Origin of the sequence: Actinomadura sp. WAC 06369, from assembly GCF_003947565.1 — a bacterium.
Taxonomy (GTDB): domain Bacteria; phylum Actinomycetota; class Actinomycetes; order Streptosporangiales; family Streptosporangiaceae; genus Spirillospora; species Spirillospora rifamycini.
In genome coordinates, this window is sequence record NZ_QHJN01000018.1 from 52,795 (window position 1) to 78,029 (window position 25,235).

The following is a 25,235-nucleotide window of genomic DNA, read 5'->3' on the forward strand; positions in this document are numbered from 1 at the left end:
CCTGCGGGGCGTTCGTGCCGGTCACGGCCGCGCGACGGCCGCGGCGACCGCCTCGGCGAACCGGCGCGTGCCCGCCGTCCCGCCCATGTCGGGGGTCGCGGTCCCGGACCGCACCGTGTCCGCGAGCCCGCGCCGGATGAGGTCCGCGGCCGTGTTCAGCGCGTCGTCGCCGCGGCGGGCGGCGAGCCAGTCCAGCAGCATCGCGGCGGACAGGATCATGGCCGTGGGGTTGGCGACGTCCCGGCCCGCGATGTCGGGCGCGGACCCGTGCGCGGCCTGCGCCATGGCGCGCTCGGCGGAGGCGTTGATCGACGGGGCGCTGCCGAGCGAACCGGCGATCTCCCCCGCGAGGTCGGAGAGGATGTCGCCGAACATGTTCTCGGTGACGACGACGTCGAACTCGTCCGCCCGGCGCACCAGGTGCACCGTCATGGCGTCGATGTGGAAGTCGTCCACGGTCACGTCCGGGTAGTCCGCCGCGACCTCCAGGCACACGTCCCGGAACATGCCGGTCGTCATCCTCAGCACGTTGGCCTTGTGCACGATGGTGACCCGGCGGCGCCGACGTTGCGCCAGCTCGAACGCCTCCCGGGCGATGCGCTCGACCGCCGGGCGGGTGATGATCCCCATCGCGATCGCCACGTCGGGCGAGGGCATGAACTCGCCCGTCCCCTTGTAGGTGCTGCGGTCGGCGTAGAACCCCTGGGTGTTCTCCCGCACGATGACCAGGTCGGTCCCGGGCACGATGGCGTCCGCGCCCTCGAAGGCGGTGGCCGGGCGGATGTTGGCGAACAGGTCGAAATGCTTGCGGATGGTCCCGCTGGGGTTCAGCCGCGACCGGTGGGGCTCGGGGTAGGCGGCGCTGTCGTGCGGGCCGAGCAGCCAGGCGTCCAGCCCGTCGAGCGCCTTGAGGGTGGTGTCCGGGACGGCGCTGCCGTGGGCGTCGATCGCCGCGCGGCCCAGCGGGAGCTCCTCCCAGCCGACGGGCGGGGAGCCCGCCGCGGCGACCGCCGCGTCGACGGCCAGCACGGCGGCGGGCACGATCTCGGGGCCGATGCCGTCGCCGTGCAGGACGCCCAGCCGGTACGGGCGGGGGGACACGTTACTGGTCACAGCGTTCCTCGATTTCCGTGTGTGCGGGGTGCGGTGGTCGGTGGCGGGGTCAGGAAGTGGTGGTCAGGGCCTCGACGTCGGCCGGTACGGCGTCGTCGGCCGGGTACAGCAGGCAGACGTCCGGGGCGGCGGCGAGCGCGAGCTCGCCGGTCAGGCCGGGCCGTCCGGTGGAGACCTGGACGAGCCGGTCGCCGATGCGCACCTCGTACTCGTGCCGCGAGCCGACGTAGGAGGCGGTGACGACCTCGCCCCGCAGGACGTTGGCGTCCGCGTCGGCCGCGCGGCCGCCCGCCAGCACCTTCAGGCGCTCGGGGCGGACGGCGACGGTGACGGCGGATCCGGCCGGCAGGTCGGCGGACCGGGTGCGGACCGTCTGGCCGTTGCAGTCCAGGACGACTTCGGCGCCGTCGCCCGTGACGGCGCTCAGCCGCCCGGGGAGGAAGTTGCAGCGGCCGACGAAGGACGCGACGCCGACCGTCGCGGGCTCCTGGTAGATCTCGTGCGGGGGGCCGACCTGGACCAGGTGCCCTTCGGACATGACGGCGATGCGGTCGCTGAGCGCCAGCGCCTCTTCCTGGTCGTGCGTGACGTAGACGGTCGTGATTCCCAGTTCCTCCTGCAAGCGCTTGAGCCAGGCGCGCGCCTGCTCCCGGAGCTGGGCGTCGAGGTTGGACAGCGGCTCGTCCAGGAGGAGGACGTCGGGGGAGTAGACCAGCGCGCGGGCCAGCGCGACGCGCTGTTGCTGGCCGCCGGACATCTGGTGGGGGTAGCGGTCCCGCAGGTCCTTCAGGCCGACCTTCTCCAGGGCGTCGTCGATGAGGGTGGCTTGCGCATTTTTGTCGACCTTGCGAATCTTCAGGGGCATCGCGAGGTTCTGCGCGACCGTCATGTGCGGCCACAGCGCGTAGGTCTGGAACACCATCCCCAGGTCGCGGCCCTCGGGCGGGACGAACGTCTTGGCGGCGGTGTCGACGAAGACCTTCTCGCCGACGGTGATGCCGCCCTCGGTGGGACGTTCCAGGCCCGCGATGCACGACAGCGTGGTCGACTTTCCGCAGCCGCTGGGGCCGAGGAGGGTGAAGAACTCGCCGTCCTCGATGGTGAAGTCGATGTCGTGCAGCACGGTGTTGCCAGCGAACCGCTTGGACAGTCCGGCGACTCTGACCTCAGGCATCTTTGCGTCCTCTCATGAGCAGGCCGGCGAGTCCGACGAAGACCGCGGTGATGGCGATCTGGAGGGTGGCGAGAGCGGCGACCGAGCCCGTGTTCCCCTGCACCCAGAGCTCGAGCATCGTGGTGCCGATGATGTTGGCGTCCGCGGAGCCCAGGAACACCGCCGGCGAGTACTCCTTGAGCAGGGTCACGAAGGTGAGGATCAGGGCGCCCGCGAAGGCCGGGCGGAGCAACCGCGCCAGGACGCGGGAGAACGCCCGCACCCAGTCGGCTCCGGAGACGCGCGCGGCGTCGTCCAGTTCCCGGCCGATCTGCATCAGGGACGGCGCGACCGAGCCGAAGCCGCTCGGCAGCGCCCGGATCCCGAACCCGATGATGATCGCCCAGAGCGTCCCCATGATCAGGTCGCCGGCGCCGAACGGGGCGAAGGCCAGCGCCCAGAACAGCCCGATGCCGACGATGATGCCCGGCATCGCCTGCGGCGCCAGCGCCAGGTACTCCACCGCCCGGGCGAACCGGAAGGACGACCTGCGCGCCACCATGACCGCCAGCATCGCCAGCGCGCTGACCAGCACCGCGCCGACCGCCGCGACGATGAGGCTGTTGCGGATCGACTGGACGTACACGGGGTACTCGAAGATCCGCTCGTAGTTGGCCGCGGTGACCGTCTTCAGCGGCGACTGGAGCGGGGTGAACACGTGGGTGAAGCTGCGGAACACCAGCCCGGCGATGGGGACGAGCGCGCCCAGCACCACGTAGACGGTGATGGCGGCGACGGCGACCCACTTCAGCCGGCCGAGGTCCAGCGGCCGGGGGCGCGTGGCCTTGCCCCGCACCGACACGAAGCGCTGCGCGTTGCGCAGCAGCTTGGCCTGGGCGGCGACCAGCACGACGGTCACCAGCAGGATCAGGGTGGAGGCCGCGCCGAGCACGCCGTAGTCCGGGTCGATCGACTGGAGCCCGTTGGTGTACAGGAACGTGGAGAAGACCTCGATGTGGACGGGCTCGCCGTACAGCAGCGGGATGCTGAGCGTCTCGATGGACATGCTGACGACGAGGATCGAGCTGTAGACGATCGGCGGCCGCAGCATCGGCAGGACGACCGACCACAGGATGCGCAGCGGCCCCGCCCCGCACACGCGGGCCGCGGCCTCCAGCGACGCGTCGTTCTGCCGCAGCGTGCCGGCGCAGAACGTGTAGACGATCGGGGCCAGCGCGACGGCCTCGGTCAGCGCCATCCCGGGGATGGAGTACAGGTTCCACGGGACGGTCCCGATCGTCTCCCTGACCTGGACGCTGACGAAGCCCGCGGGGCCGTACATGATGATCCAGCCGAAGCCGAGGATCAGCGAGGAGATGAAGAACGGCCACTGCATCAGCGCGGCGAAGAAGCGCCCGGCGGGCAGCGCCGTCCGCGTCACGACGATCGCCATGGGGACGGCGATCAGCAGTGCCAGGACACTCGTGAGACCGGCGAAGAGGAGCGTGTTCAGCACGACCCGTCCGAACCCGGCGTCGGTGAACAGGCGGGCGTAGTTGTCCAGGCTCAGCGCGCCGCCGGCCTCGTACAGCGGCCGGTCCAGGAACGACTGGTACAGCGTCGGCACGACCGGTGCCAGGACGAGCACCGCCAGCGCCAGCAGCACCGCGTACTGGAGGCACAGTTCCCGCGGCATGCCCAGGATCCGGCGGTACCGGGGGGCGCGTCCGCGTCGCGGTGGCGGTGGCGGTGGCGGGTCGGCCGCGACGGGCGGCTCGGTGAGAAGCGACATGGGGTGGTTTCCCTTCGCTGCGGGGCGGGAAGCAGCGGGCGAGTAGGGGCCTGACGGCCGGTTCAGCGGGCGAGCAGGCCGTTCCAGCGGCCGAGGAAGGCGTCGACCTCTCCTTCGGCCACCTCGGCGTACTCGGTGACGATCACGTTGCCGGCGCCGACCTCGCCGACGAGTTCCTGGTACGTGTGGCGTCCGCCGCCGGCCCGGACGCCGTCGCGGTAGGCGGTCAGCCCGCCTTCGGCGACCGCCCGCTGGCCCTCGTCGGACAGCAGGAAGTCGACGAACAGCTTGGCCGTCGCCTTGTGCGGCGCGCCGGCCGCGATGCCGATCCCGCGGGGGAGGACGACGGTGCCCTCGGACGGGAAGGCCAGCTTCAGCAGGCCGCCGCTCCGCTCCACGACCGGATAGGCGGGGGCCGCGTTGATGAAGAAGCCCGCGACGTACTCCCCGGAGGTGATCTTCTCCAGTTGGGTGCCGGACGACGTCTCCGGACGGGCCATCGGCAGCAGCGCACCGAGGTGCGCCCACGCGCCGGGTCTCGCCTTGGTGAAGGCGTGCGACACGGTGAACCCGAACGAGCCCTCGACGTCCCGCGCGGTGATCCTGTCGCGGTACTTGTCGGGGTCCTTGGCCGCCAGGTCGGCCAGCCGTCCGAGGCCGGTGAGGTCCTCCTCGAGCAGCGCGCCGTTGTAGACGATCGCCAGCGGATCGACCGACATGGCGTGGACGCCCGGCAGCAGCCTGCCGAATTCCGGCAGCTTCGAGACCTCGGGCGACTCGTACTCCAGCAGGGTGCCGTCCCGTCCGGCGAAGTCCGCCCACGCCTGGGCGGCGTTGGAGACCAGCAGGTCGGCGGGCGACCCGCCGGTGGCCTGCTCGCTCAGCACCCGCTGGAACACCTCGTCGCTGTCCAGGTTGCCGGCGGACACCTTCTTCACCCACGGGTACTTCCGCTTGAAGTCCCGCAGGACCGGCGTCCAGTTCTCCTGGTCGGTGTTGGAGTAGATGGTGAGGGTGCCGCCCTCCTTCTTGGACGCCTCGATGACCGACGAGTATTCGGCCGGGTAGTACGACGGCGGCCGGCCGGTGGCGACGGGTTGGAGGGGGACCGTCTCGTTTCCTCCGCAGGCCGCCAGCAGCGCGGCGGCCGCGCCGGCGGCGAGCAGCCCCAGGATGCGGTGTCGCCGTGGCCGGACCGTCCGCGCACGGTCCGGCGAAGTCATAACGGGCATGGGCAGTCCCTCCTCGGCCGACCGGGGGTCGGCGTCTGTGACGACGCTCACTGTGCTTCGTTATAACCTATGACGTCAACCCTTCAGCGGGATTCTTTTCTCGGCAGGCAAGGCCGCACAGCCTTCACAAACGTGTATCTGCAGCCTTGTTAGGCCCTTGTGGGCTGCTGTTCGGCGCCGTGTGGGGAGGGCGATGTAGGTTATAGTCTGTTCGGACCAAGGGACGGTGATGCGGGTGAGCGAACCGGCGGAGCTCTACACGACCAAGGCGGAGTACGCCTACATGCGGCTGCGCGAGCGGATCCTGTCGGGCGAGCTGCCGCCCGGCACGGTGATCCCGCAGGCACGGCTCGCGCGGGAGATCGGCATCAGCACCACGCCGCTGCGCGAGGCGCTGCGGCGCCTGAAGAGCGAGAACCTGGTCGACCTCGACGCCCACCGCGACGCCCGGGTCAAGCCGCTGCGGGCCGAGGAGGCGCGGGACCTGCTGGAGCTGCGCCGCTCGCTCGATCCGCTGGCCGCCGCGCTGGCCGCGGACCGCCGCACGAAGGAGGACATCGGCCTCCTGCGCAGCTCGATCGAGGGCTTGCAGCCCCTCCCCGGCGACCCCGCCGTCGAGCAACTGGTCGCCCACCGCCGCTTCCACGCCGCGATCTACCGGGCGTCCCACAACGAACTGCTCATCGAGACGTTGGACGGCCTGTGGGACAAGGCCGACCGCTACCGGCGGCTCGCCCTCGAAGTCGACCGCGGCCAGGCCGAGCGGGACAAGAAAGCAGCCGAGCACCAGGCGCTCCTCGACTGCATCCTCGCCGGGGACGCCGACGGTGCCGCCGCGGTGATGCGCGAGCACATCGACACCAGCCTCGGCGCCAAGGCGGCCTGGAGGCTGCGCAAACCCGCGGGCGAGGCCCCGGAACCGCTTCGCGACGCCTGAGCCGTCCACCCCGGATGACTTCGCGCACTTCCTCCCGGCACGCGCGGTTCGCGGTCCTCCTGCTCCATTCGGTCGTCACGCAGTTGCTCACGTTCGTCCTGCGTCCGACCATGACCTACCGCGCCATGGAGCTCGGCGTCCCGGACGCCGCGCTCGGCATCGTGGCCGCGAGCTTCGCCTTCGCGCCCCTCGTCCTCGCCATCCCCGCCGGACGACTGGTCGACGGGGTCGGCGAACGCCGCGTCATGGTCGGCGGCGCGCTGCTGCTCACCTCCTCGTGCGCCGTGTTCATCGCGGTCGGCGGTTCCGCGGGCGGCCTGTTCGCCGCCGGGATGCTCCTGGGAGCGGGCCACTTGTGCAGCGTCCTCGGGCAGCAGGCGATGGTCGCGGACACCGCGCCCCGCGGATCCCACGACACCGCGTTCGGGCACTACACGTTCGCCGCCTCGCTCGGGCAGGCGATCGGCCCCGGCTTCATCGTCGTCTTCGGCGGGCACCGGGCCGTCCCCGACACCGGCGCGATCTTCCGCTGGTCCACGGCAGTCGCCGCCGTCCTCATCGTCCTGAGCCTGGCGCTGCCCGGACGGCCTCCCGCGCGCACCACGTCCTGCGAGACCGCGGCCGGCATCGGCTCGCTGCTCCGGCTGCCCGGCCTCGTCCACGCGCTCACCACGAGTTGCATCGTCCTGGCGGCCGTCGACATCACCCTGGCCTACCTCCCGGCGCTCGGTGCCGAACGCGGCCTGTCGTCCGGATCCGTCGGCGCGCTGCTCGCCCTGCGCGGCCTCGCCTCCATGGCATCGCGGCTGTTCCTCGGCCGGCTCACCCGCCTCCTCGGCCGGCGGCGCCTCCTGGTCGCGAGCACCCTCGGCGCCGCCGTCGCCATGGCCGCCCTGCCGCTCCCCGTCCCCTTCTGGCTCCTGGCGGTCCTGCTCGCCGTCGCCGGGGCGGGACTGGGCGTCGGGCAGCCCGTGACCATGTCCTGGCTCGCGGAGTCCGCGCCCCTGGGGCTGCGCGGCCGCGCCATGTCGCTGCGCCTGGTCGGCAACCGCACCGGGCAAATCATCGTCCCCGGAGCGGCCGGCCTGCTCGCGGCCGGTCTCGGGGCGGGCGGCGTCCTGTGCGCCGCCGCCGCGGGCCTCGGCTGGGCCGGTCTCCTGGCCCGCCGCCTCCCCACAGGCCCCCCGACCCCCTAGAACAAAGGAGTACCCATGCACATCGTCACCGCCGACCTCTACGACGAGCACGGCGACGCGCTCCAGTCCTGCTCGCTCCAGTTCCGCCAGTACGGGCGCCGCCAGGCGTTCCACGGGCTCGTCGCGACCGTCCGCTGCCACGAGGACAACGTCCTGCTGAAGAACGCCTTGAGCGAGCCTGGCGATGAAAGGGTCCTGGTCGTCGACGGCCAGGGCTCCCTCGACGCGGCGCTCATGGGCGACCAGATCGCCCGGCTCGCCGCGCGCAACGGCTGGGCGGGCGTGATCATCAACGGCGCCGTCCGCGACACCGCCGTCCTCGCGACCATCGCCGTCGGCGTCAAGGCGCTCGGCTCCAACCCCCGCAAGAGCCGGAAGAAGGGCATGGGCGAACGGGACGTCCCCGTCACGTTCGGCGGCGCCGTCTTCCGCCCCGGCGACGAGGTCTTCAGCGACGAAGACGGCATCCTCGTCGCGCAGGCGTGACGGGGGACGCCCGGTCCCCGGCAAGCCCGCGCGCGGCGGCCCCGGCCTCAGACGAGGCGAGGCGGCATCAGCGCAGTTTCGTTGCCGCCCTGCGCCCGGCCGCCCGCAGGTGGGCCCGGTGAACGGCGGTGCGCCGCACCTCCGGGTAGTCGATGCCGATCGCGGAGCCGTCCAAGATGCCGAGGAGGGCGTCCACCACGTGCCCGACCAGGGCGTTCCCCGAACCGTGCGCGATGAGCGCGTCCCGCGACGTGACCGCCCCCGCGAAAGCGATGACCGCCCACAGCAGCCGGACGCGGGCAACCTCGCCACGGCCCTCGTTTTCGACGGCCGACCGGTCGCGTACGTCGCCGCAGGTGGAGGAGCGGGTGGGGGCCGCCCGCCATGAGCTGCGGGCCGGGCCCGACTAAATCGCCGCCACTGGCGTGCCGGCCCGGGTCACCCGCATCTTGCGCCGCCACATCCCCGTCTTGGTCGCCTGCGACCCGCTCACCGGACGGCAGATCCGCGCCACCCCCATGAGCACCCGCCGCTACGAGCACCCCGAACCGGGCGCGATGATCCACCTGCGCGTCAAGAAACTCGGCCGCATCCCCGACGGCGGCGGCCGGCGGATCGACGGCCGCAGCGAGACCGTGCGCGGATTCACGGTCGCGAAACTCCGGCGCTTCAACACCCGCCAGGGGTGAGCATTTTTGTCCTCTACGGAAAGCATCGCCGTTGAGATCGCCATCTTAATCGCCCCAACGGGCCGATTTCTTGCTGCGTGCCTGTCGCGAAGCCGTGGCCAGTTAGACCCTTTCTCGCGGGGTGATATTGGCAAGTTTCTCGTAACAGGTGATGGCCGCGGCGAGGGCAAGGCAAGGGTGGTCAGCGTCCCGCCGCTGCAGCTCGAACGTCGGGATCAACCGAAACGATCGTCCACAACTCTCACGGCGCCAATCGGATCGCAAGATTCGACGCCAGAACCGAGCCCCCTCCGGCAACTCGCCTCATCTCCCACCTGGGACGCGCTCTTGGGCGTCTCGGCGGGGAGGGGCCATTAGAGAACTTCCTTCTCATTTCTTGGCCGGCATTCGACCGGCCGATTCTCTCGCTTCCCTCGCCCCCGGGCCTCCATCAGAGATCGTTGCGGTGGCTGCCGGGCAGTTGGACCCCGGCGGTCACCGGCAGGTGGTCGGAGGCGCCGGGGTCGGTCGTGACCACTGCGGCCGTCCGGGTGACCACCGATGAGGACGTGAGCACGTAGTCGATCCGGGCTGTGGGGTTCTCGCTGTTGTAGGTGTGCCCGGCGCCCACGCCGCGCTCGACCCAGGAGTCGGCCATCTCGTCGGTGAGGGCGCGGATCTCGGCCGACTCGGGGGTCGCGTTGAGGTCGCCCAGCAGCACGAACGAGTGCTCGGGGTTGCCGATCAGTTCCTCGATCGCGGTGACTTGCGCGAGCCGTTCGGCCGCGTTGTTGTGCTGGAGATGGGTGTTGTAGACGGTCAGCGGGACGCCCCGCACCCGGATGCGGGCTCGCAGTAGGCCGCGCTGCTCACCGTCGTCGAACCGGGGGAGCAGGGTGTTGTCCCAGTCGAGGATCGGGCTCTGGGTCAGGATCGCCGTCCCGTACTGGCGGCGCGGTTCGCCGGGCCGCGCCGGGTCGCGGTCGAGGTTGGCCCCGTACACCACGTGCATGCGGAGTCGGCGCGCCAGCCAGGACGCCTGGTCGACGAAGTCGCTGCGCTGCGACCAGTGCCGGTCGACCTCCTGGAGCCCGACGACCTGGGAGTCGGCCCCCTGGATGACCCGGGCGATGCGTTCCAGGTCGAGTTTCCCGTCAGTGCCCTGCCCGTGATGGATGTTGAAGGTCATCACGGTCAAGGCCCTTGGCTTGGGCCGGGCGGCGGCCGGCGCGGTGAACTGACCCACGATCACCACCGTAAACAACATCGTCACCAGAAAACGGCTTGCGCGCATCAACGCCTCCTCGATCATCGACCGCGCGCAAGCGTGCTCCAGCCTCATGAAAACCAGGCGAACGGCAAGGAGACCGTTCCCGTCCGGACGACGGCGCCTCGCCGCCTACTCGAACCGCGAGCAGGCCGACGTGAACCAGATCGGTGGATGCCCTCGGCGTATCCAGCCTCTGGTCGTGGAACGGTTCGGCGGTGATTGCCGACGAGATGCAGCAGCGGTCTGCCTCCGTCAGATGAGTTCCGGTCATGGGAGTGGTCTGAGTTCCGAAACGGCTGAGGAGGGTGGTGTCCAAGTGGACTTGTACTGCGTCATGCCGGTGAGCGACCGGACCGAGGCACTGGAGTGGTTCGAGGTGTTCTTCGGGCGCGCCGCGGACGAGGTCATCGGCGATGAGTACCTGTGGCGCGTCGGTGAGAACGCGTGGATCGTCGTCGACGAGCGGGCCGAGCGGGTAGGCGGTGCCGTGATCACGTTGGGTGTGACCGACCTCGACGACATCCTGGCCCGCCTCGCCGCGCACGGCATCGGGCACGAACCGGTGGAGACCTACGGCAACGGCGTGCGCCACGTCGTCGTGCTGGACCCCGACGGGAACAGTCTGTCGCTCGCCGAGGCCCCCGCCCAGTAGGCCACTGATCGGGGATGTGGGACGGCCCGCCAAGCGTCGCCCGACTGTCACTCGCGCGCGGGCACGCCGTCGATCCGAGGCGCTCAGCGCTGAAGGTTCGATCACCGGGCTCAGTGCCAGATAATCGTCTGCCATCACGTAAATGAAAGTGAGGGCGATGAGCGAGTGGAATCCGTGGACGGTCAAGCCTGACGCCGAGCGGGACCGGTGGCAGTTCACCCCACTGCAGGGCGTCGGGCCCCTCGCCTTCGGGATGAGCAAGGACGAGACGGCGGCCGCGCTCGGCGTCCGCCTGGACGACCTCAGTGGGTGGGACCGCGTTGGCTACCACGTCGAGAAGATCGGCGTAAAACTGCACTTCGACGTAGACTCGCGGCTGGCGACCGTCGCCAGCGATATGCGGACCGGTCCTCAGGTAACGCTGGACGGCGTCGATTTGGTGGCGCGGGTGCCGTCGGTCATGGAGCGGTGGGTCGAGGACTACGTCACCGCCAAGGGCTTGCCTTTCTACTATGGTGGCAACTATTCCCCCGGGTCGCCCGACCTCGGGTTCTACCTACTGGTCCAGCGGGCCGGAGACCACCTCCTCACCCGCCCTCTCATGTTCAACGAGGTGGTTGCCGACAACAGTGAACTGATTCCCCGCATCGAATGGTCAATTGTCTAAAGACCGTGTCCTGCGCGGTGGGATTGATAAGGCACTTGTAGCAGGTAGGGGAAGCGAGATCGAGAAGGGCCAGGTAGCTGCGGGCGTTGCGTTCGTAGCGCGGGGACAGGATCCAGTAGCCGGTCAGCCAGGAGATGGCGCGCGCAATTCAGCTGACGGGTGGTAGTTCCCGGTTGCTAGAGCGGGGTGCCCCGTCGCGCTCGTCTCTTTGGGCGAGGCGCTGGAGTTGCCCTTCGTGCACGGCGCTCACCCACTCCCAGCCGGGCTTGGCCGATGGACCGACCCGTGGGTCGGCGGGGTCTTGGCCGTTCCGCAACGCGAGTACGTACGCCCGATCCCGGTCGATCCGTTCCTGTACCTGGTCGGCTCCGCCGACGGAACCGTGGCCCGGGACGACGACATCGACGTCGCCCGCCACGCCCTCCAGCAGCCGCAGCGCGGTGAGGTGGTCCTCGATCGGGTTCGCGGTAGCGCTCAGATTGAGCATCGGAACCAGGACATCAGAAAGCATGTCGCCGGCGACGAGAACCCCACGTTCCTCGATCAACAGCGCCGCGTGGCCCGGGGCATGCGCTTGATGCTCAATGATCCGGACTTGAGGGCCCTCCCAAGGAATGTACGTGGTTTCGGCGGGCAGGCCGGTGATGAGGCCGAGTAGTTCCAGCGGTACCTGACCGGCGATTTCCGTTTCGAGTAGGTGATCGGCGATGCGGGCCTTCGCGCCCGAGTCCGACAGTTCCGCTGCGATAGTTGCTGCGCAGCGCGCCGTGCCGTAACGGGGAGCTGCGCCGAGGCGGGTGTGCCAGAGCAGGTGATCCCAATCCGGATGGGTGGAAAATCCTGCCACAACGGACTCGCCCAACTCGCGAAGGTCGTTCGCCAGGCAGTCGATCTCGGAGCCGGTCACCCCGGGGTCGATGAGCAAAACACCGGACCGACCCTGCACCACAACGGCGTTGCTCTGCACGAACTCGCTCTCGTGGACCAGCACACCCTCCGCGACCTGCCTCAGCACGAGCAGCCGCCGTCCGGCCCGACGGTGCGGCCGCCAGGCGAGACGCTCATCGAACGCGAAACGCTGCGCATCAAAAGACCTCCTTGGTCACGGGTACGACACTAAGACCACCGGACACCGCAGAACTCATCGCGACCCCACGGGAAAGACCCGGAACCACATCCAGCCGGATACCGACAAGACCGGTACCCGAGAGCGCCGACGTCCCGAGCAGGCCCAGGGGCGGTGAAGTCGATGTCCTTCAGCATTGGGTCGGGGACGAGTGCCTCGATCGACGTCACTCACGTGGGCCCTTCCCAGGCCGTCGCCCTTTCGGACTTACTGAATCTGCCTTTCCTGCTGGGGCGCCGAATCCGGCTGGTTGGCGAGGTGCTCTCGGCGGTCTTGAGAGTCCTGTGGACGACGCCCGCCCGAGACCTTCACGCCGGCTGCGATGGTGCGGATGGACTCGCCGCGCCCGCGGCGGGCGAGGATGGCGGCGCGTTCGTCGGCGTCCACTCCGGGTTGACGTCCGCCGACCAGGGCCACGGGCGCGGGCGGGCCGCCGTCAGGCTGGGACCGGGCCACCCCGATCATCGGTGCCGACGGTCGCGGCGGCGTCTCCGCAGTGCTGCAAGTACGTGTGCGTGGCACCGGCCGATCAGCCAACCCCGCCTGCGCACCGAACCGCGACTTACGGGTTGGAGCCGATCGTGGTCGGCTGCGACGAGGCGACGCCGTCCACACGATGCGCGGTCTCTGGGTGTTTGCTGTGAAAAGAGCCGGTGCGGCGTGGGTGGATGGGCGGTGTGCCTCCCGGTAGTCGGGTGTCGCGGGCCGGGCTCACATGGTTCTCCCAGGAGTACTCAGAAACCGGCCATATCGCCCAATCATGATCTGGCCCATGACAGGGATCGAGATACAGGGGCTGACCAAGCGCTACGGGGCCGACACCGTGGTGGACGACGTGTCGTTCACCGTCGAGCCCGGACAGGTGACCGGTTTCCTCGGGCCGAACGGCGCCGGCAAGTCGACGACGATGAGGATGATCATGGGTCTGGCCGCTCCCACCCGGGGGTCGGTCACCATCGGCGGGCGCCGCTACCGCGACCTGCCCGTGCCGCTGACCGAGGTGGGGGCGCTGCTGGACGCGGGGGCCGTCCACGGTGGCCGGAAGGCGTACGACCACCTGCTGGCGCTGGCCGCCGGCAACGGCCTTCCCCGGCGCCGGGTGGACGAGGCGCTGGCCAGTACCGGGATCGAGAGTGCGGCCGGGAAGCGGGCCGGGGGCTTCTCGCTCGGCATGCGGCAGCGGCTCGGCATCGCGGCGGCGCTGCTCGGCGACCCGCGGGTGTTGATCTTCGACGAGCCGGTGAACGGGCTCGACCCCGAGGGGATCCGCTGGGTCCGGGACTTCATGCGTTCGCTCGCCCGCGAGGGAAGGGCGGTGCTGGTGTCCAGCCACCTCATGAGCGAGATGGCGCAGACCGCCGACCACCTGGTCGTCATCGGTCGCGGCCGGCTCATCGCCGACACCGGCATGAGCGCGTTCCTGCGTGCCAACGGGGAGGGCACCGTGCTCGTCCGCACGCCCGAACCGGGTTCCTTCGCGGTCCAGTTGACCGCGGCCGGCGCCACAGTGCGGGAAGGGCCGGAAGCCTCGCTGGTCGTGTCCGGCATGACCGGTGAAGAGATCGGCAGGCTCGCCGCCTACCACGGCGTCGTGCTCGGCGAGCTCGCGCCGCAGCGGCCCTCGCTGGAGGACGCCTTCATGGAACTGACCAAGGACAGCATCGAGTACCAGGGAGCATCGGCATGAGCTCGCCCGCGACGACGACCGTCGGCACGCCCGCCACCGGGCACAGGGTGGGCTTCACCCACTCCCTGCGCGCCGAGTGGATCAAGCTGCGCAGCCTCCGCTCCACCTGGTACACGCTGGCCTTCCTCTTCCTGGTCGGGCTCGGCATCACCTTCCTCGCCATGAACTCCGCGGGTGAGGGGTACTCGGCGCTGACGGCCGAGGAAAAGCGGTCGTGGGATCCGGTCGGCCTCAGCCTGAGGTCGTTCATCGTCGCCCAACTGATCGTCAGCGTGCTGGGCATCCTGGTCGTCACCTCCGAGTTCGCGACCGGCCTGATGCGGACGTCGCTGGCCGCCGCGCCCCGCAGGCACCGGCTGCTGGCCGCCAAGACGGTGGTGGCCGCCGCGCTGGCGTGGGCGGCGGGCCAGTTGCTGATGCTCGCCTCGCTCCTCCTCGGCCAGTCCCTTCTGGCGGCGCAGGACGTGCCGTACGCGAAGCTCGGCGATCCGGGTGTGCTCTCCGCGGTGGCTGGCGGCGGGCTCTATCTCGCGGCGATCGCGCTGCTCGCGGTCGGCCTCGGCACGATCATGCGGGCCACGGCGGGAGCACTGGCCAGCGTGGTGGGGGTCGTGCTGCTGGTGCCGGCCCTCGCGGAAATGTTCCCCTCCTGGCTTCAGAGCCTCTTCGACTTCTGGCCGACCCTGGGCGGAGCCGCGGTGCTCGCCGGCGCCCCGGATCCCGAGTACCCGCACCCCTGGCTGAACCTGTTCGGGATGTGCCTCGGGGTGGCCGCCGTCCTGGCCGTCGCGTTCGCCGTTTTCCGGCGCCGGGACGTGTGACGATTTACGAGGGTTCGGGTGCCAAGCGTCCATGTTTTGGCTGACATGGGAGGGGCGGGGCGATGACATCCAGGGGCGGTGACGAGCGGCTGCTGGTAGTAGATGACGAGGACACCGTCCGTGAGCTGCTCTCAGCGACGCTGCGTTTCGCGGGTTTCCAGGTGACCTCCGCGGCGGACGCCGCCGAGGCGGTCGCCGCGGCCACCGCGGAGCCTCCCGATCTGGTGCTGCTCGACGTCATGCTGCCGGACATGGACGGCTTCGAGGTGGTCCGGCGGCTGCGCGAACTGAGCCTCCCGGGCCGGGTCGGGCCGGTCCCGGTCCTGTTCCTCACCGCGCGTGATCAGCAGGCCCACAAGGTCACCGGGCTGTCCCTGGGGGCCGACGACTACGTGACCAAACCGTTCGACCTGGAGGAACTGATCGCCAGGATCCGCGCGATCCTCCGCCGCACCACCGGTCACCAGGCGGACGTCCTGCGGGTGGGCGAGCTCGAGCTGGACGTGGTGGGGCACCAGGTGACGCGGGCGGGGCGGCCCGTCCGCGTCTCTCCCACCGAGCTGCGGCTGTTGCGCTTCCTGATGGAGAACGCCGGGCGCGTGGTGTCCAAGGCGCAGATCCTCGATCGGGTGTGGCACTACGACTTCGGCGGCGACGCCAGCATCGTCGACACCTACATCTCGTATCTGCGGCGCAAGGTCGACACCGGGGAACCCAAGCTCATCCATACCGTCCACGGCGTGGGCTACGTGCTCCGCGAGTCCCGGAGGTGAGGGATGTGCTCAGCCGGTTCTCGCTGCGGGCCAGGCTGCTGCTGCTCACCGCGTGCCTGCTGCTGGCCGGGCTGACCCTCGTCAGCGCGGTCGTCTCCGACCACCTGGAGCGCTACCAGCTCGGCCGGATCGACGGCCAACTGCGCTCGCTGACCGCGATCATCGCCCGCCTGCCGTCCACCGGTCCGTCCCCGGCCGGAAACCTCCGCGACCGCAGCGACCTCCTCGACCCCGCGCTCGACCTGGTCGGCGCCCCCTACCTGGTGTACCTGGACCCGAACGGCGCGGTGGTGGGGGGCGCCCGCTCCACCAGGCTGGGCACCGCCGCCCTGCCGCCACCCGGCGAGCTGCGCGCGATCCCCACCAACGGAACGGCCGTGACCCTGCGGGCCGCCGACGGCTCGGGGCGCTGGCGCGCCGTCGCCCGCCCGACCGCCGGATGGGACGGGACGGTGATCGCCTCCGCGCCCCTCACGGAGGCCGACGCCACCATCGCCAGGCTCCGGACCAGCAGCCTGATCAGCGGTGCGGCGCTGCTCGTCCTGCTGACGGCGGTCGGCTGGTTCGCCCTCGGCCGGGGCCTGCGCCCGCTGCGCCGGATCGAGCACACGGCCGCCGCGATCGCCGGTGGCGACCTCACCCGGCGCGTGCCCGGGATCGCCCCGCCGAGCACGGAGATCGGGCACCTCGCGGCGTCCCTCAACACCATGCTCGGCCAGCTCGAACAGGCCTTCGCCGACCGGGCCGCCTACGAGGCCCGGATGCGCGCCTTCGTCTCGGACGTCAGTCACGAGCTGCGCACCCCGCTCTTCGTCATCAAGGGCTCGACCGACCTCTACCGGATGGGCGGGCTGCCCGGCCGCGCCGACGTCGACGAGGCGATGCGGCGCATCGACCGCGAGGCCGCGAGGCTCACCGCCCTCACCGAGGACCTGCTGCTTCTGGCCAGGCTGGACGAGGCGCCGGAAGGGCAGCTCGACCGTGCCCCGATGGACCTGCGCACCCTGGCCAACGACGCCCGGCACGACCTTCGCGCCCTGGACCCGTCCCGTCCGGTCGACCTCACCGGGCCGGGCGGCACCGGGACGCCCGGCCCGGCCCCCGTCCACGCCGACGAGTCCCGGCTACGGCAGGTCGTCACCAACCTCGTCGGCAACGCCGCCGCCCACACCCCGCCGGGCACCCCCGTCCGTATCGGGGTCGGCACGGCGAACGGTCAAGCCGTGTTGGAGGTCGCCGACGAGGGCCCGGGAATGACGTCCGAGCAGGCTGATCGAGTCTTCGACCGCTTCTACCGTACCGACCGCTCCCGAACCCACGCGGACGGCGCCAACGCCGGACTCGGCCTGCCCATCGCCCGCTCCCTGGCCCGAGCCCACGGCGGCGATGTCGAACTGGAGACCACCCTGGGCGAAGGTGCCCGCTTCCGCCTGACACTGCCACTCCTGGACGCTCAGCAGGCGTAGCCTGCCACCAGGTCGCCCGGTGCACCGTCGAGCGGTGGTCGGCGCACCGACGGTGCGGCGCCGCCTTGTCGGTACAGGCCGGTCTCAGGTTCTCCGTCACTGATTCTTCGACGTAGTGATTCTGTCAATCCTCGCATCGTGGTCGGCATGGGATTACGCGGAGAGCAACTCAAACACCACTCCGCTGGATGTGACCCGCATGAGGTTGAGCCGCTGGTCGTGGTGTCAGCGCGGGGCTCGCTGGTCGTAGTCGCGCTGACGCGCTTGGATTTCGGAGGCGTTCGCGACGGTCCAGTCGTAGAGGTGGGCGAACGGCTCGCGCAGGGATTCGCCGAGGGAGGTCAGCGAGTATTCGACACCCACCGGCGAGGTCGGCAGCACGCGGCGTTCGATCATGCCGTTGCGTTCGAGGCGGCGCAAGGTCTGCGTGAGGACGCGTTGCGTGATGCCGTCGAGGCGGCGCTTGATTTCGTTGAATCGGCGTGGTTCGACCAGGACCGCCATCAGCATCATCGACCACTTGTCGGCGATCTGATCGAGGATCGGCCGGCTCGGACAGTCGGACCGGAACACGATGTCGTGCTCGGCGATGGTCCGGTAGACGGCCTCGGAAGTCGCCATAGCGGTATCCTCCACGATCCCTAGGATGCCTGAAGTGCGTTTTTGACGCAGGTCAGAGACAGTTTCACAGTAGGTATACAGCAGGGACCAGAGTCCTGCCAGATACCTAGGAGAAAAGCCATGGGCCACGACGCGTACCAGACCTTGCGGGTCAGCCGGAAGGACGGAGTCGCGCACGTCACGATCGACAACCCGCCGGTCAACGTCCTCAGCGTCGCGGTCATGACCGATGTGCGGCGCCTGCTCACCGCGCTGGCCGGCGACGACGGCGTACGCGTGATCGTGTTCGGCAGTGCGGACCCTGACTTCTTCCTCGCCCACGTCGACATGACCGCCACCCCGGACGCCCTCGCCGAACTCATGGCCGACCTGCCGGACGGCGTCAACGTCTTCCAGGCCGTCGGGGAGCAGCTACGCCGCCAGCCTCAGGTGACCATCGTCAAGCTCGCGGGCAAGGCGCGCGGCGGCGGTGCCGAGTTCGTCGTGGCCGCGGACATGGCCTTCGCGGCGATCGACAAGGCCGGGCTCGGCCAGGTCGAAGCCCTCATGGGCATCGTCCCCGGCGGCGGCGCTACGCAGTACCTCACCGAGCGCGTCGGCCGAAACCGTGCCTTGGAAATCGTGCTCGGTGCCGACCTGATGGACGCCGAGACCGCCGAGCGGTACGGCTGGATCAACCGAGCCGTCCCCGCCGACCAGCTCGACGAGTTCGTCGACCGCCTCGCCGGTAACATCGCCGCGTTGCCCGACGGCGTCGTCGCCGCAGCCAAGCGCACCATCGTCCCCCATGATCATGCTGATGGCCTGGTGCAGGAAAACGATGCTTGGGCCGGGCTCGTATTCCGCCCCACCACGGCACAGCTCATGGGCGCCGGGCTGGCCAACGGTGCCCAGACCCGGGACGGCGAACAGGACCTCGAGGGTCTGTTCCGCAATCTCGCCGGGCAGATGAATAAGCGCCTGTGACAAGCTGAATGCCTTGTCGGTGACAACCAGTCGGTTGACCCGCTGGCACCGGTAAAGGCCCCGGCGGTCTACGTCGGGATTCGTTGCGCGTCGGCGGGTCCGGATGCGGCCGCGGCGCGGTCGAGCAGCTCGGTCAGGAGCGCGCGCTCACCGGGGGAGTAGAGGTCGGTGTCGTCCATGACCGCTTTCAGGGCCACGGCGCGCCAGGCGAGGTCGGGCGGGCTGCTCGCGGCGGCTGTGGTGATCGCCGCGAGGACCGCTTCGCGCAGCCGGTCCGCGAGGGCGGGATCGCGTTCGTCGGGCGGCGTCGCGATGAGGTTCATCGTGACGCCGACGCAGGCGGAGTGCATCATGCTGACCGCCGTGTCGACGCCGACGACGAGGCGGCCGGCCTCCGCGATGCGTTCGACGAGCATGTGGAGCCGCGCCACGCCCTGTTCGGCGGCGGGGTGCCGGTACCCCGGGTTGGGCTGGGCGTACATCAGCAGGTAGTGCGCCGGATTGTCCAGGCCGAACCGGACGTGCAGATCCCACCCGCCGCGCAGGTCGTCGACCGGATCGTCGGACAGCTCCTGGGCCTGTTTGCCCGCGAGGTAGCGCTCGAAGCCGTCCGCGGCGACGGCTTCGAGCAGCCCGTTCATGTCGGAGAACTGGCGGTACAGCGTGGGGGACTGCACCCCCGCGGCCGCGCTGACGGCGCGGGTGGTCACGGCTTCGCGGCCCTGCTCGTAGAGCAGCCGGGTCGCCGCGTCGATGATCCGCCGGCGGACCTCACCTCGTTCGCTCACGTAGCGATGCTAACAGAATCGTGTTGCCAACGGTTGCGTTGGCGTTGATAGTTGTTTAGCGTTAGCGATGACAACTAGGAGAGGTCATGAACAGATCGGTACCGACGCGGATCGTCATCGCGGCGTTCCTGGCCGGGGCCTTGGTGCTCGGCGTTGTCGCGTGCGGCTCCGGCACTGACGCAAGAGACGCCGCCGTCCGCCCGGCGGCGTCCAGCACGGGTGACTCGTCGACGCTGCGCGACCGCACCGAACTGGTGAGGGGGCTGGAGGCGCCCTGGGGGCTTGCGTTCCTTCCTGACCGCTCGGCGCTGGTTTCCCTGCGGCTGTCCGGACGGATCGTCCGCGTACCGGCGGACGGCGGCGAGGCGCAGACCGTGGGCACGGTCCCCGGCGTCCGGACCAGTTCGGAGGGCGGGCTGCTCGGGCTGGCCGCCTCGCCGCGGTTCGCGTCGGACCGCACCGTGTTCGCCTACGTGTCCAGTTCACCCACCAACCGCGTGGTCGCGCTCCGGATCGCCGAGGACTACCGCTCCCTCGACCAGACCCGCGTCCTGCTGGACGGCATCCAGACCGCCGACCGGCACCACGGCGGCCGGCTCCGCATCGGCCCCGACGGCAACCTGTGGATCGGGACGGGCGACGCGTTCGAGCCCGAGAACGCCGCCGACGACAGCTCGCTGAGCGGCAAGATCCTTCGGATTCGCCCGGACGGGTCGATCCCTCGCGACAACCCGTCCGGTACCGCCGTCTACTCCAGTGGACATCGCAACGTCCAGGGCATCACCTTCGCACCGGACGGCACCATGTACGCGTCCGAACTCGGCCACCGCACCTGGGACGAGGTGAACGTCCTCCGCCCCGGGCGGGACTACGGCTGGCCCGAGACCGAGGGCGTCGAGGGTGACACCGGGGAACGGCCGATCGCCACCATCCATCCCGACGAGGCGTCCCCCTCCGGAGTCGCCTACGCGCGCGGCTCGCTGTGGATCGGCGCGCTCGGCGGGCAGCGCCTCTGGCAACTGCCCGTCGAGGGCCGGCGCGCGACCGGACGGCCGATCCCGCACCTGGTCGAGACGTATGGACGTATCCGCACGGTCGAGGCGGCACCGGACGGGTCCCTGTGGATCATGTCGTCCAACACCGACCGCGCCACCTGGGGCGGCACCGACGCGCGCCCCGGCGACGACCGCATCATCCGGATCCAACTCCCCGCACAGAGCCGAGGAGGAGCGCGATGAGCAGCCACGGCGACCAGTTCACCTCCGAACCCGATCTAACACCCGAACGGAAAACGGAGTTCCTCCCCGAATCCACTCGCCGGACGGTGCTCAAAGCCATGGCGGCGACGGCGGCGGGAACGGCCGCGGTCGGGACGGGTGCGGCCGCCGCCCCGGCGGCCGCGGCCGAAACGGCAACGGCCGGGGCCGCCACCGCACCCGCGCAGGCCATCGCCGCCGGGTCGTCGGTGGAAATCTCGCTGAAGATCAACGGGCAAGCGCGCAAGGTCACCTTGGAACCGAGGGTGACGCTGCTCGACGCGTTGCGTGAACGCCTCGGCTTGACCGGCACCAAGAAAGGCTGCGACCGGGGTGAATGCGGAGCGTGCACGGTGCTGGTCGATGGTGAGCGGGTCAAATCCTGCCTGACCCTGGCGGTGATGCAACGCGACGCCGAGGTCACCACGATCGAGGGGCTCGCGGACGGCGGCGACCTGCACCCGGTGCAGAAGGCGTTCATCGAGCACGACGCGTTCCAGTGCGGCGCCTGCACTCCCGGTCAGATCATGTCCGCCGTCGCCTGTATCAACGAGGGCCGTACGGGTTCGGAGACGGAGATCCGCGAGTGGATGAGCGGCAACCTGTGCCGCTGCGCGGCATACCAGAACATCGTCGCCGCCGTCGGTGCGGCCGCCAAGGAGGTACGGCGGTGAGGGCCTTCGGATACACGGCCGCGGGCAGCCCGGCCGAGGCGGTGCGGATCGCCGCCGCCACGCCCGGTTCTACATTCGTGGCGGGCGGCACCGACCTGCTGAACCTGATGCGGGACGGTGCGGAGGCCCACGACCACCTCATCGACCTCAACGCTCTCGACCTCGACGGCGTCGATCTCACCCCCGGGACGCTGCGCGTCGGGGCGCTGGCAAGGATGCGGCAGGTCGCCGAACACCCCGCGGTGCGCCGGGAGTTTCCCGTCCTGTCGGAGGCACTGCTGGCCTCGGCGTCCCCGCAAGTCCGCAACATGGCCGCGATCGGTGGAAACCTGCTGCAGCGCACCCGGTGCGGGTACTTCCGGGACGCCGGCTCGGCGTGCAACAAGCGGACCCCGGGCAGCGGTTGCCCGGCGCTCACCGGACACAACCGGGGACACGCGATCCTCGGCGGCAGCGACCACTGCATCGCCGCACACGCTTCGGACATGGCGGTGGCACTGACCGCGCTGGACGCGTCCGTGCACCTGCTCGGCCCCGGCGGCGAACGGGACGTCCCGGTCGGCGACTTCTTCCTCCTTCCCGGATCGGCGCCCACCCGGGAGACCGCGATGCGCCCGAGCGAACTGATCACCCGGCTGGACGTGCCGCGCACGCCCCTGGCCGCGCGTTCGCGCTACCTGAAGCTGCGCGACCGCGCCACCTTCGAGTTCGCGGTGGTGTCGGTGGCGGCCTCGCTGCGCACCAGGGGCCGCGCGGTCGAGGACGTACGGCTGGCGTTCGGCGGGGTGGGAACGCGTCCGTGGCGCGACGTCCGCGTCGAGGCGGTTTTGCGCGGCCGTCCTCTCAGCGCGGCGTCGATCACCGAGGCGGGACGCGTCCTGGTTCGGGACGCGCGCCCGCGCGAAGGGAACAGGTTCAAGGTCGAACTCGTCCAGCGGGCGCTGGAGAGCGTCCTCGGCGAGCTGGGAGGGGTCCGATGACCGAGCTGGTCGGCCGGGGCGTTGAGCGGGTCGATGGCCGCGCGAAGGTCACCGGCGCCGCCCGCTATGCCGCGGACAACGAGGTGGCCAACCCACTGCACGGATTCCTGGTGATGAGCACCATCGCCCGGGGCGAGGTCACGCAGATCGACACCGGGGCGGCACTGGCGCATCCGGGTGTCGTTCAGGTCTTCACGCACACCACCATGCCGCGGTTCAGGACGGTGCCGGGCTTCCCCTACAACAGGACGTTCATTCCGATCCAGGACGCGCGGATCCACCACAGCGGGCAGCCGGTCGCCTATGTCGTGGCCGAGACCCTGGAGCAGGCACAGGAGGCCGCCACCCTGGTGAAGATCCGCTACCGGACGGAGAAGCCCACCGCACGACTGGAGGACGCGATCGACGAAGCGTTCCTGCCGGACGCTTTCCGCGAGCGGCCCAACGAGGTCGAGCACGGTGACGCCGAAGCGGCGTTCGCGCAGGCCGACGTTCGGATCCAGCAGACCTACACCAGCCCGATGCAACACCACCACCCGATCGAACCGCACACCACCACCGCCGTCTGGGACGACGGCGGCCTCACGCTGTACGAAAGCGCGCAGGGCGTGATGCTCACCCGGATGGCGGTGACGAACGCCTTCAGGGATGCCGATGGCAACGCTCCCGATATCCGGATCATCTCGCCCTACCTGGGCGGCGGCTTCGGCGCCAAGGGACCCACCTATCCGCACACGCTGCTCACCGCCGCGGTGGCGCGGGAGCTCGGCCGCCCCGTGAAGCTCGTGCTGTCGCGCGCGCAGATGTTCACGTCCACTGGTCACCGCGCCGAGTACCGCCACCGCATCCGGCTCGGCGCCACGCGGCGCGGCGAGCTGACCGCCCTCGTCGACACCTCGACGGCACAGGTGACCCGCACCGACGAGCGCGTCTTCAACACCAGCGACTCCGCCCTCAACCTCTACACCTGCCCGAACATCCACGTGCGACAGATGGGCGTGCGGCTGGACCTGCCTACCTCCAGCTACATGCGCTCACCGGAGACCACCGCGCACTTCGGCCTGGAGACCGCGCTGGACGAACTGAGCTACGAGCTCGGCATCGACCCCGTGGAACTGCGGACACGCAACCACCGCACCGTCATCGACCCCAACACTGGCGAGCCCTACGAGAAGCACCTGCTGGAGTGTTACCGGGTGGCCGCCGAGGCGTTCGGCTGGTCGCGCCGCAACCCCGAGCCGGGGGCGACCAGGGACGGCGACGAGTACGTCGGCTGGGGCATGGCCACCGAGACCCACACCTACTCGGCGAACCCGTCCCAGGCGCAGATCGTGATCGGCGTGAACGGGCGGGCGACCGTCCGGGCCGCCACCCAGGACATCGGCACCGGCACCTACACCGTGCTCACCCAGGTCGCCGCCGACGGGCTCGGCATGCCGCTCGGCCACGTCACCACGCTGCTCGGCGACACCGCCTTTCCCAACGCGTCCCTGTCGGCGGCGTCGGCCACGATGGCCAGCGTGGTCGGGCCGGTCTCCGATGGCGCGGAGCAGGCACGCAAGGCCGTGATCGAGCTCGCCGTCGCCGACCCGCGCTCCCGGCTGCACGGCGTGCCCGCCGAGAACGTCATCGTCGAAAACGGCCACCTGTTCGCGCGCGGCGACCGCCGCCGGAGGGACAGCTACCATGCCGTCATGGCTCGCCATGGCGGCGAGATCCGGGTGCTCGGCAGCAAACCCAACACCGGCGGGCACACGTTCGGCGCGGTGTTCCTGGAGGTCCGGATCCGACCACGACTCGGCAGCATCCGCGTGAGCCGGGTCGTGACCGCCTACGACCTGGGACGGGTCCTCAACCGCCGGACCGCGCACGGCCAGGTCACGGGCGGCGTCACCTGGGGCATCGGCTTCGCGCTGCTCGAGCAAACGATGGTGGACCCGAACACGGCGCGCGTGGCCGACCCCAGCCTGTCCGGCTATCTGGTGCCGGTGAACGCCGACACGCCCAAGCTGGAGGTCATGTTCGTGGACCGCCCCATCGGCGACAGCGAGGCACTGGGCGCCCGGGGCTTCGGCGAGACACCGGGGACGGGTGTACCCGCGGCCATCGGCAACGCGATCTACCACGCCACCGGACGCCGCCTCCGCGACGTCCCCTTCACCCGGGACAAGCTCCTCTGACCGCAGGCCCCGGCGCAAGCCGACCCTGGGCAACGCGGTTCGGCCCGGGGCAGGGACTGATTGATCCAGCCAAAACGGTCGTGGAAGGGCCTCGCGAACGTCGAACTCGCACCGCCGACTGGGGCGTCTGGTTCAACCACCGGTTCTGAACAGCACGATCGGCGACATCCCACCCGCCGAACACCATTCCCGACCGGCGGCTGGAGTCAGCCATAGGCCCTTGCTGTTGTCGGCGGCCCCAATGCGGCAAGTGATCTACAACGTAAAGGGGTCCGGTTGGGTCACAAACCTTCGAGGGCGGCTGCCCACCTTGGCGTCTCGGGACGCTAGGTCGTCTGCACCGGGTCGGGGCTGGGTCAAGTTGATCGGCGTTCGATGACGTGGACGCTGGGGCGGAGGGTGGAGAAGTCTTCGGGTTCGCCGTCGAGGGAGCGTTGCAGGGCGTGGGCGAGGTCGGCTCCGAGGGAGCCGCTGTCGAGGGCGACGGTGGTCAGGGGAGGCACGGCGAAGGCGGCGGCGGGGATGTCGTCGGAGCCGATGACCGCGAGGTCGTCCGGGGCTGAGAGGTCGATGGCGCGCATTCCTGCGAGGAGGGCGAGTGCGACCTCGTCGTTGTAGGCGCAGACGGCGGTCGGAGGGGCGGCGGCGTTGCGCCATTGCGACACCGTTCGTGCGGCCTGGTCGGCGTCGAGGGGGACGGGGGCGGCGAGCGGGGGTGCCAGGTCGGCGGC

General features: G+C 70.4%; 26 protein-coding genes. 15 read left to right on the forward strand and 11 right to left on the reverse strand.

What is annotated here, in order from left to right:
• Positions 1–21: 21 nt before the first annotated feature.
• The 4 genes from DMH08_RS07860 to DMH08_RS07875 form a co-directional block, all read right to left on the reverse strand.
• Complete coding sequence (locus DMH08_RS07860; RefSeq protein ID WP_199747676.1) at positions 22–1,113, reverse strand: isocitrate/isopropylmalate dehydrogenase family protein; 1,092 nt, start codon at positions 1,111–1,113, stop codon at positions 22–24.
• Positions 1,114–1,162: 49 nt separating this feature from the next.
• Entirely contained in the window at positions 1,163–2,287 is a 1,125-nt protein-coding gene (locus tag DMH08_RS07865; protein WP_026405189.1) for an ABC transporter ATP-binding protein, read from the reverse strand.
• Positions 2,280–3,962, reverse strand: coding sequence for an ABC transporter permease (locus DMH08_RS07870; protein ID WP_199747677.1), 1,683 nt, complete (start codon positions 3,960–3,962; stop codon positions 2,280–2,282). Before DMH08_RS07870 ends, DMH08_RS07865 begins: the two co-directional genes overlap by 8 nt.
• A 158-nt stretch (positions 3,963–4,120) precedes the next feature.
• Complete coding sequence (locus tag DMH08_RS07875) at positions 4,121–5,290, reverse strand: ABC transporter substrate-binding protein (protein WP_125612675.1); 1,170 nt, start codon at positions 5,288–5,290, stop codon at positions 4,121–4,123.
• A gap of 235 nt (positions 5,291–5,525) precedes the next feature.
• Between DMH08_RS07875 and DMH08_RS07880 the strand changes: the two genes are divergently transcribed.
• The 3 genes from DMH08_RS07880 to rraA are packed head-to-tail and all read left to right on the forward strand — an operon-like array spanning position 5,526 to position 7,909.
• Complete coding sequence (locus DMH08_RS07880) at positions 5,526–6,227, forward strand: GntR family transcriptional regulator (RefSeq protein WP_051301409.1); 702 nt, start codon at positions 5,526–5,528, stop codon at positions 6,225–6,227.
• A 14-nt stretch (positions 6,228–6,241) separates the two neighbouring features.
• Positions 6,242–7,423, forward strand: a complete 1,182-nt coding sequence (locus DMH08_RS07885; RefSeq protein ID WP_125612677.1) for an MFS transporter — start codon at positions 6,242–6,244, stop codon at positions 7,421–7,423.
• A 15-nt stretch (positions 7,424–7,438) separates the two neighbouring features.
• Positions 7,439–7,909: a ribonuclease E activity regulator RraA gene (rraA, locus tag DMH08_RS07890; protein WP_026405194.1), complete on the forward strand. Its 471-nt coding sequence runs from the start codon at positions 7,439–7,441 to the stop codon at positions 7,907–7,909.
• Positions 7,910–7,976: 67 nt separating this feature from the next.
• Here rraA and DMH08_RS42325 read toward each other — a convergent pair whose 3' ends face one another.
• Positions 7,977–8,108, reverse strand: a complete 132-nt coding sequence (locus tag DMH08_RS42325) for a hypothetical protein (RefSeq protein WP_267898527.1) — start codon at positions 8,106–8,108, stop codon at positions 7,977–7,979.
• Between the two features lie 226 nt (positions 8,109–8,334).
• On the opposite strand from DMH08_RS42325, the gene DMH08_RS07895 reads away from it, so the two are divergent.
• Entirely contained in the window at positions 8,335–8,598 is a 264-nt protein-coding gene (locus DMH08_RS07895; RefSeq protein WP_148108582.1) for a hypothetical protein, read from the forward strand.
• A gap of 430 nt (positions 8,599–9,028) precedes the next feature.
• On the opposite strand, the gene DMH08_RS07900 is transcribed toward DMH08_RS07895, so the two are convergent.
• Positions 9,029–9,823, reverse strand: coding sequence for an endonuclease/exonuclease/phosphatase family protein (locus DMH08_RS07900; RefSeq protein ID WP_199747678.1), 795 nt, complete (start codon positions 9,821–9,823; stop codon positions 9,029–9,031).
• Between the two features lie 364 nt (positions 9,824–10,187).
• On the opposite strand from DMH08_RS07900, the gene DMH08_RS07905 reads away from it, so the two are divergent.
• Complete coding sequence (locus DMH08_RS07905) at positions 10,188–10,499, forward strand: VOC family protein (protein WP_233617469.1); 312 nt, start codon at positions 10,188–10,190, stop codon at positions 10,497–10,499.
• 157 nt (positions 10,500–10,656) lie between these two features.
• Positions 10,657–11,166 (forward strand): hypothetical protein, encoded by a 510-nt coding sequence (locus DMH08_RS07910; RefSeq protein WP_125612685.1) that lies wholly within the window; start codon positions 10,657–10,659, stop codon positions 11,164–11,166.
• Between the two features lie 148 nt (positions 11,167–11,314).
• Here the strand turns inward: DMH08_RS07910 and DMH08_RS07915 are convergent, their stop codons facing one another.
• Positions 11,315–12,181, reverse strand: coding sequence for an MBL fold metallo-hydrolase (locus DMH08_RS07915; RefSeq protein WP_125612687.1), 867 nt, complete (start codon positions 12,179–12,181; stop codon positions 11,315–11,317).
• Between the two features lie 318 nt (positions 12,182–12,499).
• Positions 12,500–12,757, reverse strand: coding sequence for a hypothetical protein (locus DMH08_RS07920; protein ID WP_125612689.1), 258 nt, complete (start codon positions 12,755–12,757; stop codon positions 12,500–12,502).
• 307 nt (positions 12,758–13,064) lie between these two features.
• Here DMH08_RS07920 and DMH08_RS07925 point away from each other — a divergent pair, with 307 nt between their 5' ends.
• From DMH08_RS07925 to DMH08_RS07940, 4 genes are all read left to right on the forward strand, one after another.
• A complete protein-coding gene (locus tag DMH08_RS07925) occupies positions 13,065–13,979 on the forward strand; it encodes an ABC transporter ATP-binding protein (protein ID WP_125612691.1) in 915 nt (304 codons plus the stop codon).
• The gene (locus DMH08_RS07930) at positions 13,976–14,800 is read left to right on the forward strand and encodes an ABC transporter permease (protein WP_125612693.1); all 825 of its coding nucleotides are present in this window, start codon (positions 13,976–13,978) and stop codon (positions 14,798–14,800) included. Before DMH08_RS07925 ends, DMH08_RS07930 begins: the two co-directional genes overlap by 4 nt.
• Positions 14,801–14,862: 62 nt before the next feature.
• The gene (locus DMH08_RS07935) at positions 14,863–15,573 is read left to right on the forward strand and encodes a response regulator transcription factor (RefSeq protein ID WP_125612695.1); all 711 of its coding nucleotides are present in this window, start codon (positions 14,863–14,865) and stop codon (positions 15,571–15,573) included.
• Between the two features lie 5 nt (positions 15,574–15,578).
• Positions 15,579–17,039, forward strand: a complete 1,461-nt coding sequence (locus DMH08_RS07940) for a sensor histidine kinase (RefSeq protein ID WP_199747679.1) — start codon at positions 15,579–15,581, stop codon at positions 17,037–17,039.
• 225 nt (positions 17,040–17,264) lie between these two features.
• On the opposite strand, the gene DMH08_RS07945 is transcribed toward DMH08_RS07940, so the two are convergent.
• The gene (locus DMH08_RS07945; RefSeq protein ID WP_125612699.1) at positions 17,265–17,660 is read right to left on the reverse strand and encodes a winged helix-turn-helix transcriptional regulator; all 396 of its coding nucleotides are present in this window, start codon (positions 17,658–17,660) and stop codon (positions 17,265–17,267) included.
• 120 nt (positions 17,661–17,780) lie between these two features.
• On the opposite strand from DMH08_RS07945, the gene DMH08_RS07950 reads away from it, so the two are divergent.
• Positions 17,781–18,626: an enoyl-CoA hydratase/isomerase family protein gene (locus DMH08_RS07950; protein ID WP_125612702.1), complete on the forward strand. Its 846-nt coding sequence runs from the start codon at positions 17,781–17,783 to the stop codon at positions 18,624–18,626.
• Positions 18,627–18,694: 68 nt separating this feature from the next.
• On the opposite strand, the gene DMH08_RS07955 is transcribed toward DMH08_RS07950, so the two are convergent.
• Positions 18,695–19,414: a TetR/AcrR family transcriptional regulator gene (locus DMH08_RS07955; protein ID WP_125612704.1), complete on the reverse strand. Its 720-nt coding sequence runs from the start codon at positions 19,412–19,414 to the stop codon at positions 18,695–18,697.
• A gap of 86 nt (positions 19,415–19,500) precedes the next feature.
• Between DMH08_RS07955 and DMH08_RS07960 the strand changes: the two genes are divergently transcribed.
• From DMH08_RS07960 to DMH08_RS07975, 4 genes are all read left to right on the forward strand, one after another.
• Positions 19,501–20,652 (forward strand): PQQ-dependent sugar dehydrogenase, encoded by a 1,152-nt coding sequence (locus tag DMH08_RS07960; protein ID WP_125612706.1) that lies wholly within the window; start codon positions 19,501–19,503, stop codon positions 20,650–20,652.
• A 209-nt stretch (positions 20,653–20,861) separates the two neighbouring features.
• Complete coding sequence (locus tag DMH08_RS07965; RefSeq protein WP_233617472.1) at positions 20,862–21,344, forward strand: (2Fe-2S)-binding protein; 483 nt, start codon at positions 20,862–20,864, stop codon at positions 21,342–21,344.
• On the forward strand, positions 21,341–22,324 hold the full coding sequence (locus DMH08_RS07970) for an FAD binding domain-containing protein (RefSeq protein WP_125612708.1): 984 nt from the start codon (positions 21,341–21,343) through the stop codon (positions 22,322–22,324). The genes DMH08_RS07965 and DMH08_RS07970 overlap by 4 nt, the downstream gene beginning before the upstream one ends.
• The gene (locus DMH08_RS07975; protein ID WP_125612710.1) at positions 22,321–24,504 is read left to right on the forward strand and encodes a xanthine dehydrogenase family protein molybdopterin-binding subunit; all 2,184 of its coding nucleotides are present in this window, start codon (positions 22,321–22,323) and stop codon (positions 24,502–24,504) included. The genes DMH08_RS07970 and DMH08_RS07975 overlap by 4 nt, the downstream gene beginning before the upstream one ends.
• A 356-nt stretch (positions 24,505–24,860) precedes the next feature.
• On the opposite strand, the gene DMH08_RS07980 is transcribed toward DMH08_RS07975, so the two are convergent.
• Positions 24,861–25,235: substrate-binding domain-containing protein (locus DMH08_RS07980; RefSeq protein ID WP_158642271.1), on the reverse strand; the 375-nt coding region annotated here is incomplete at its 5' end.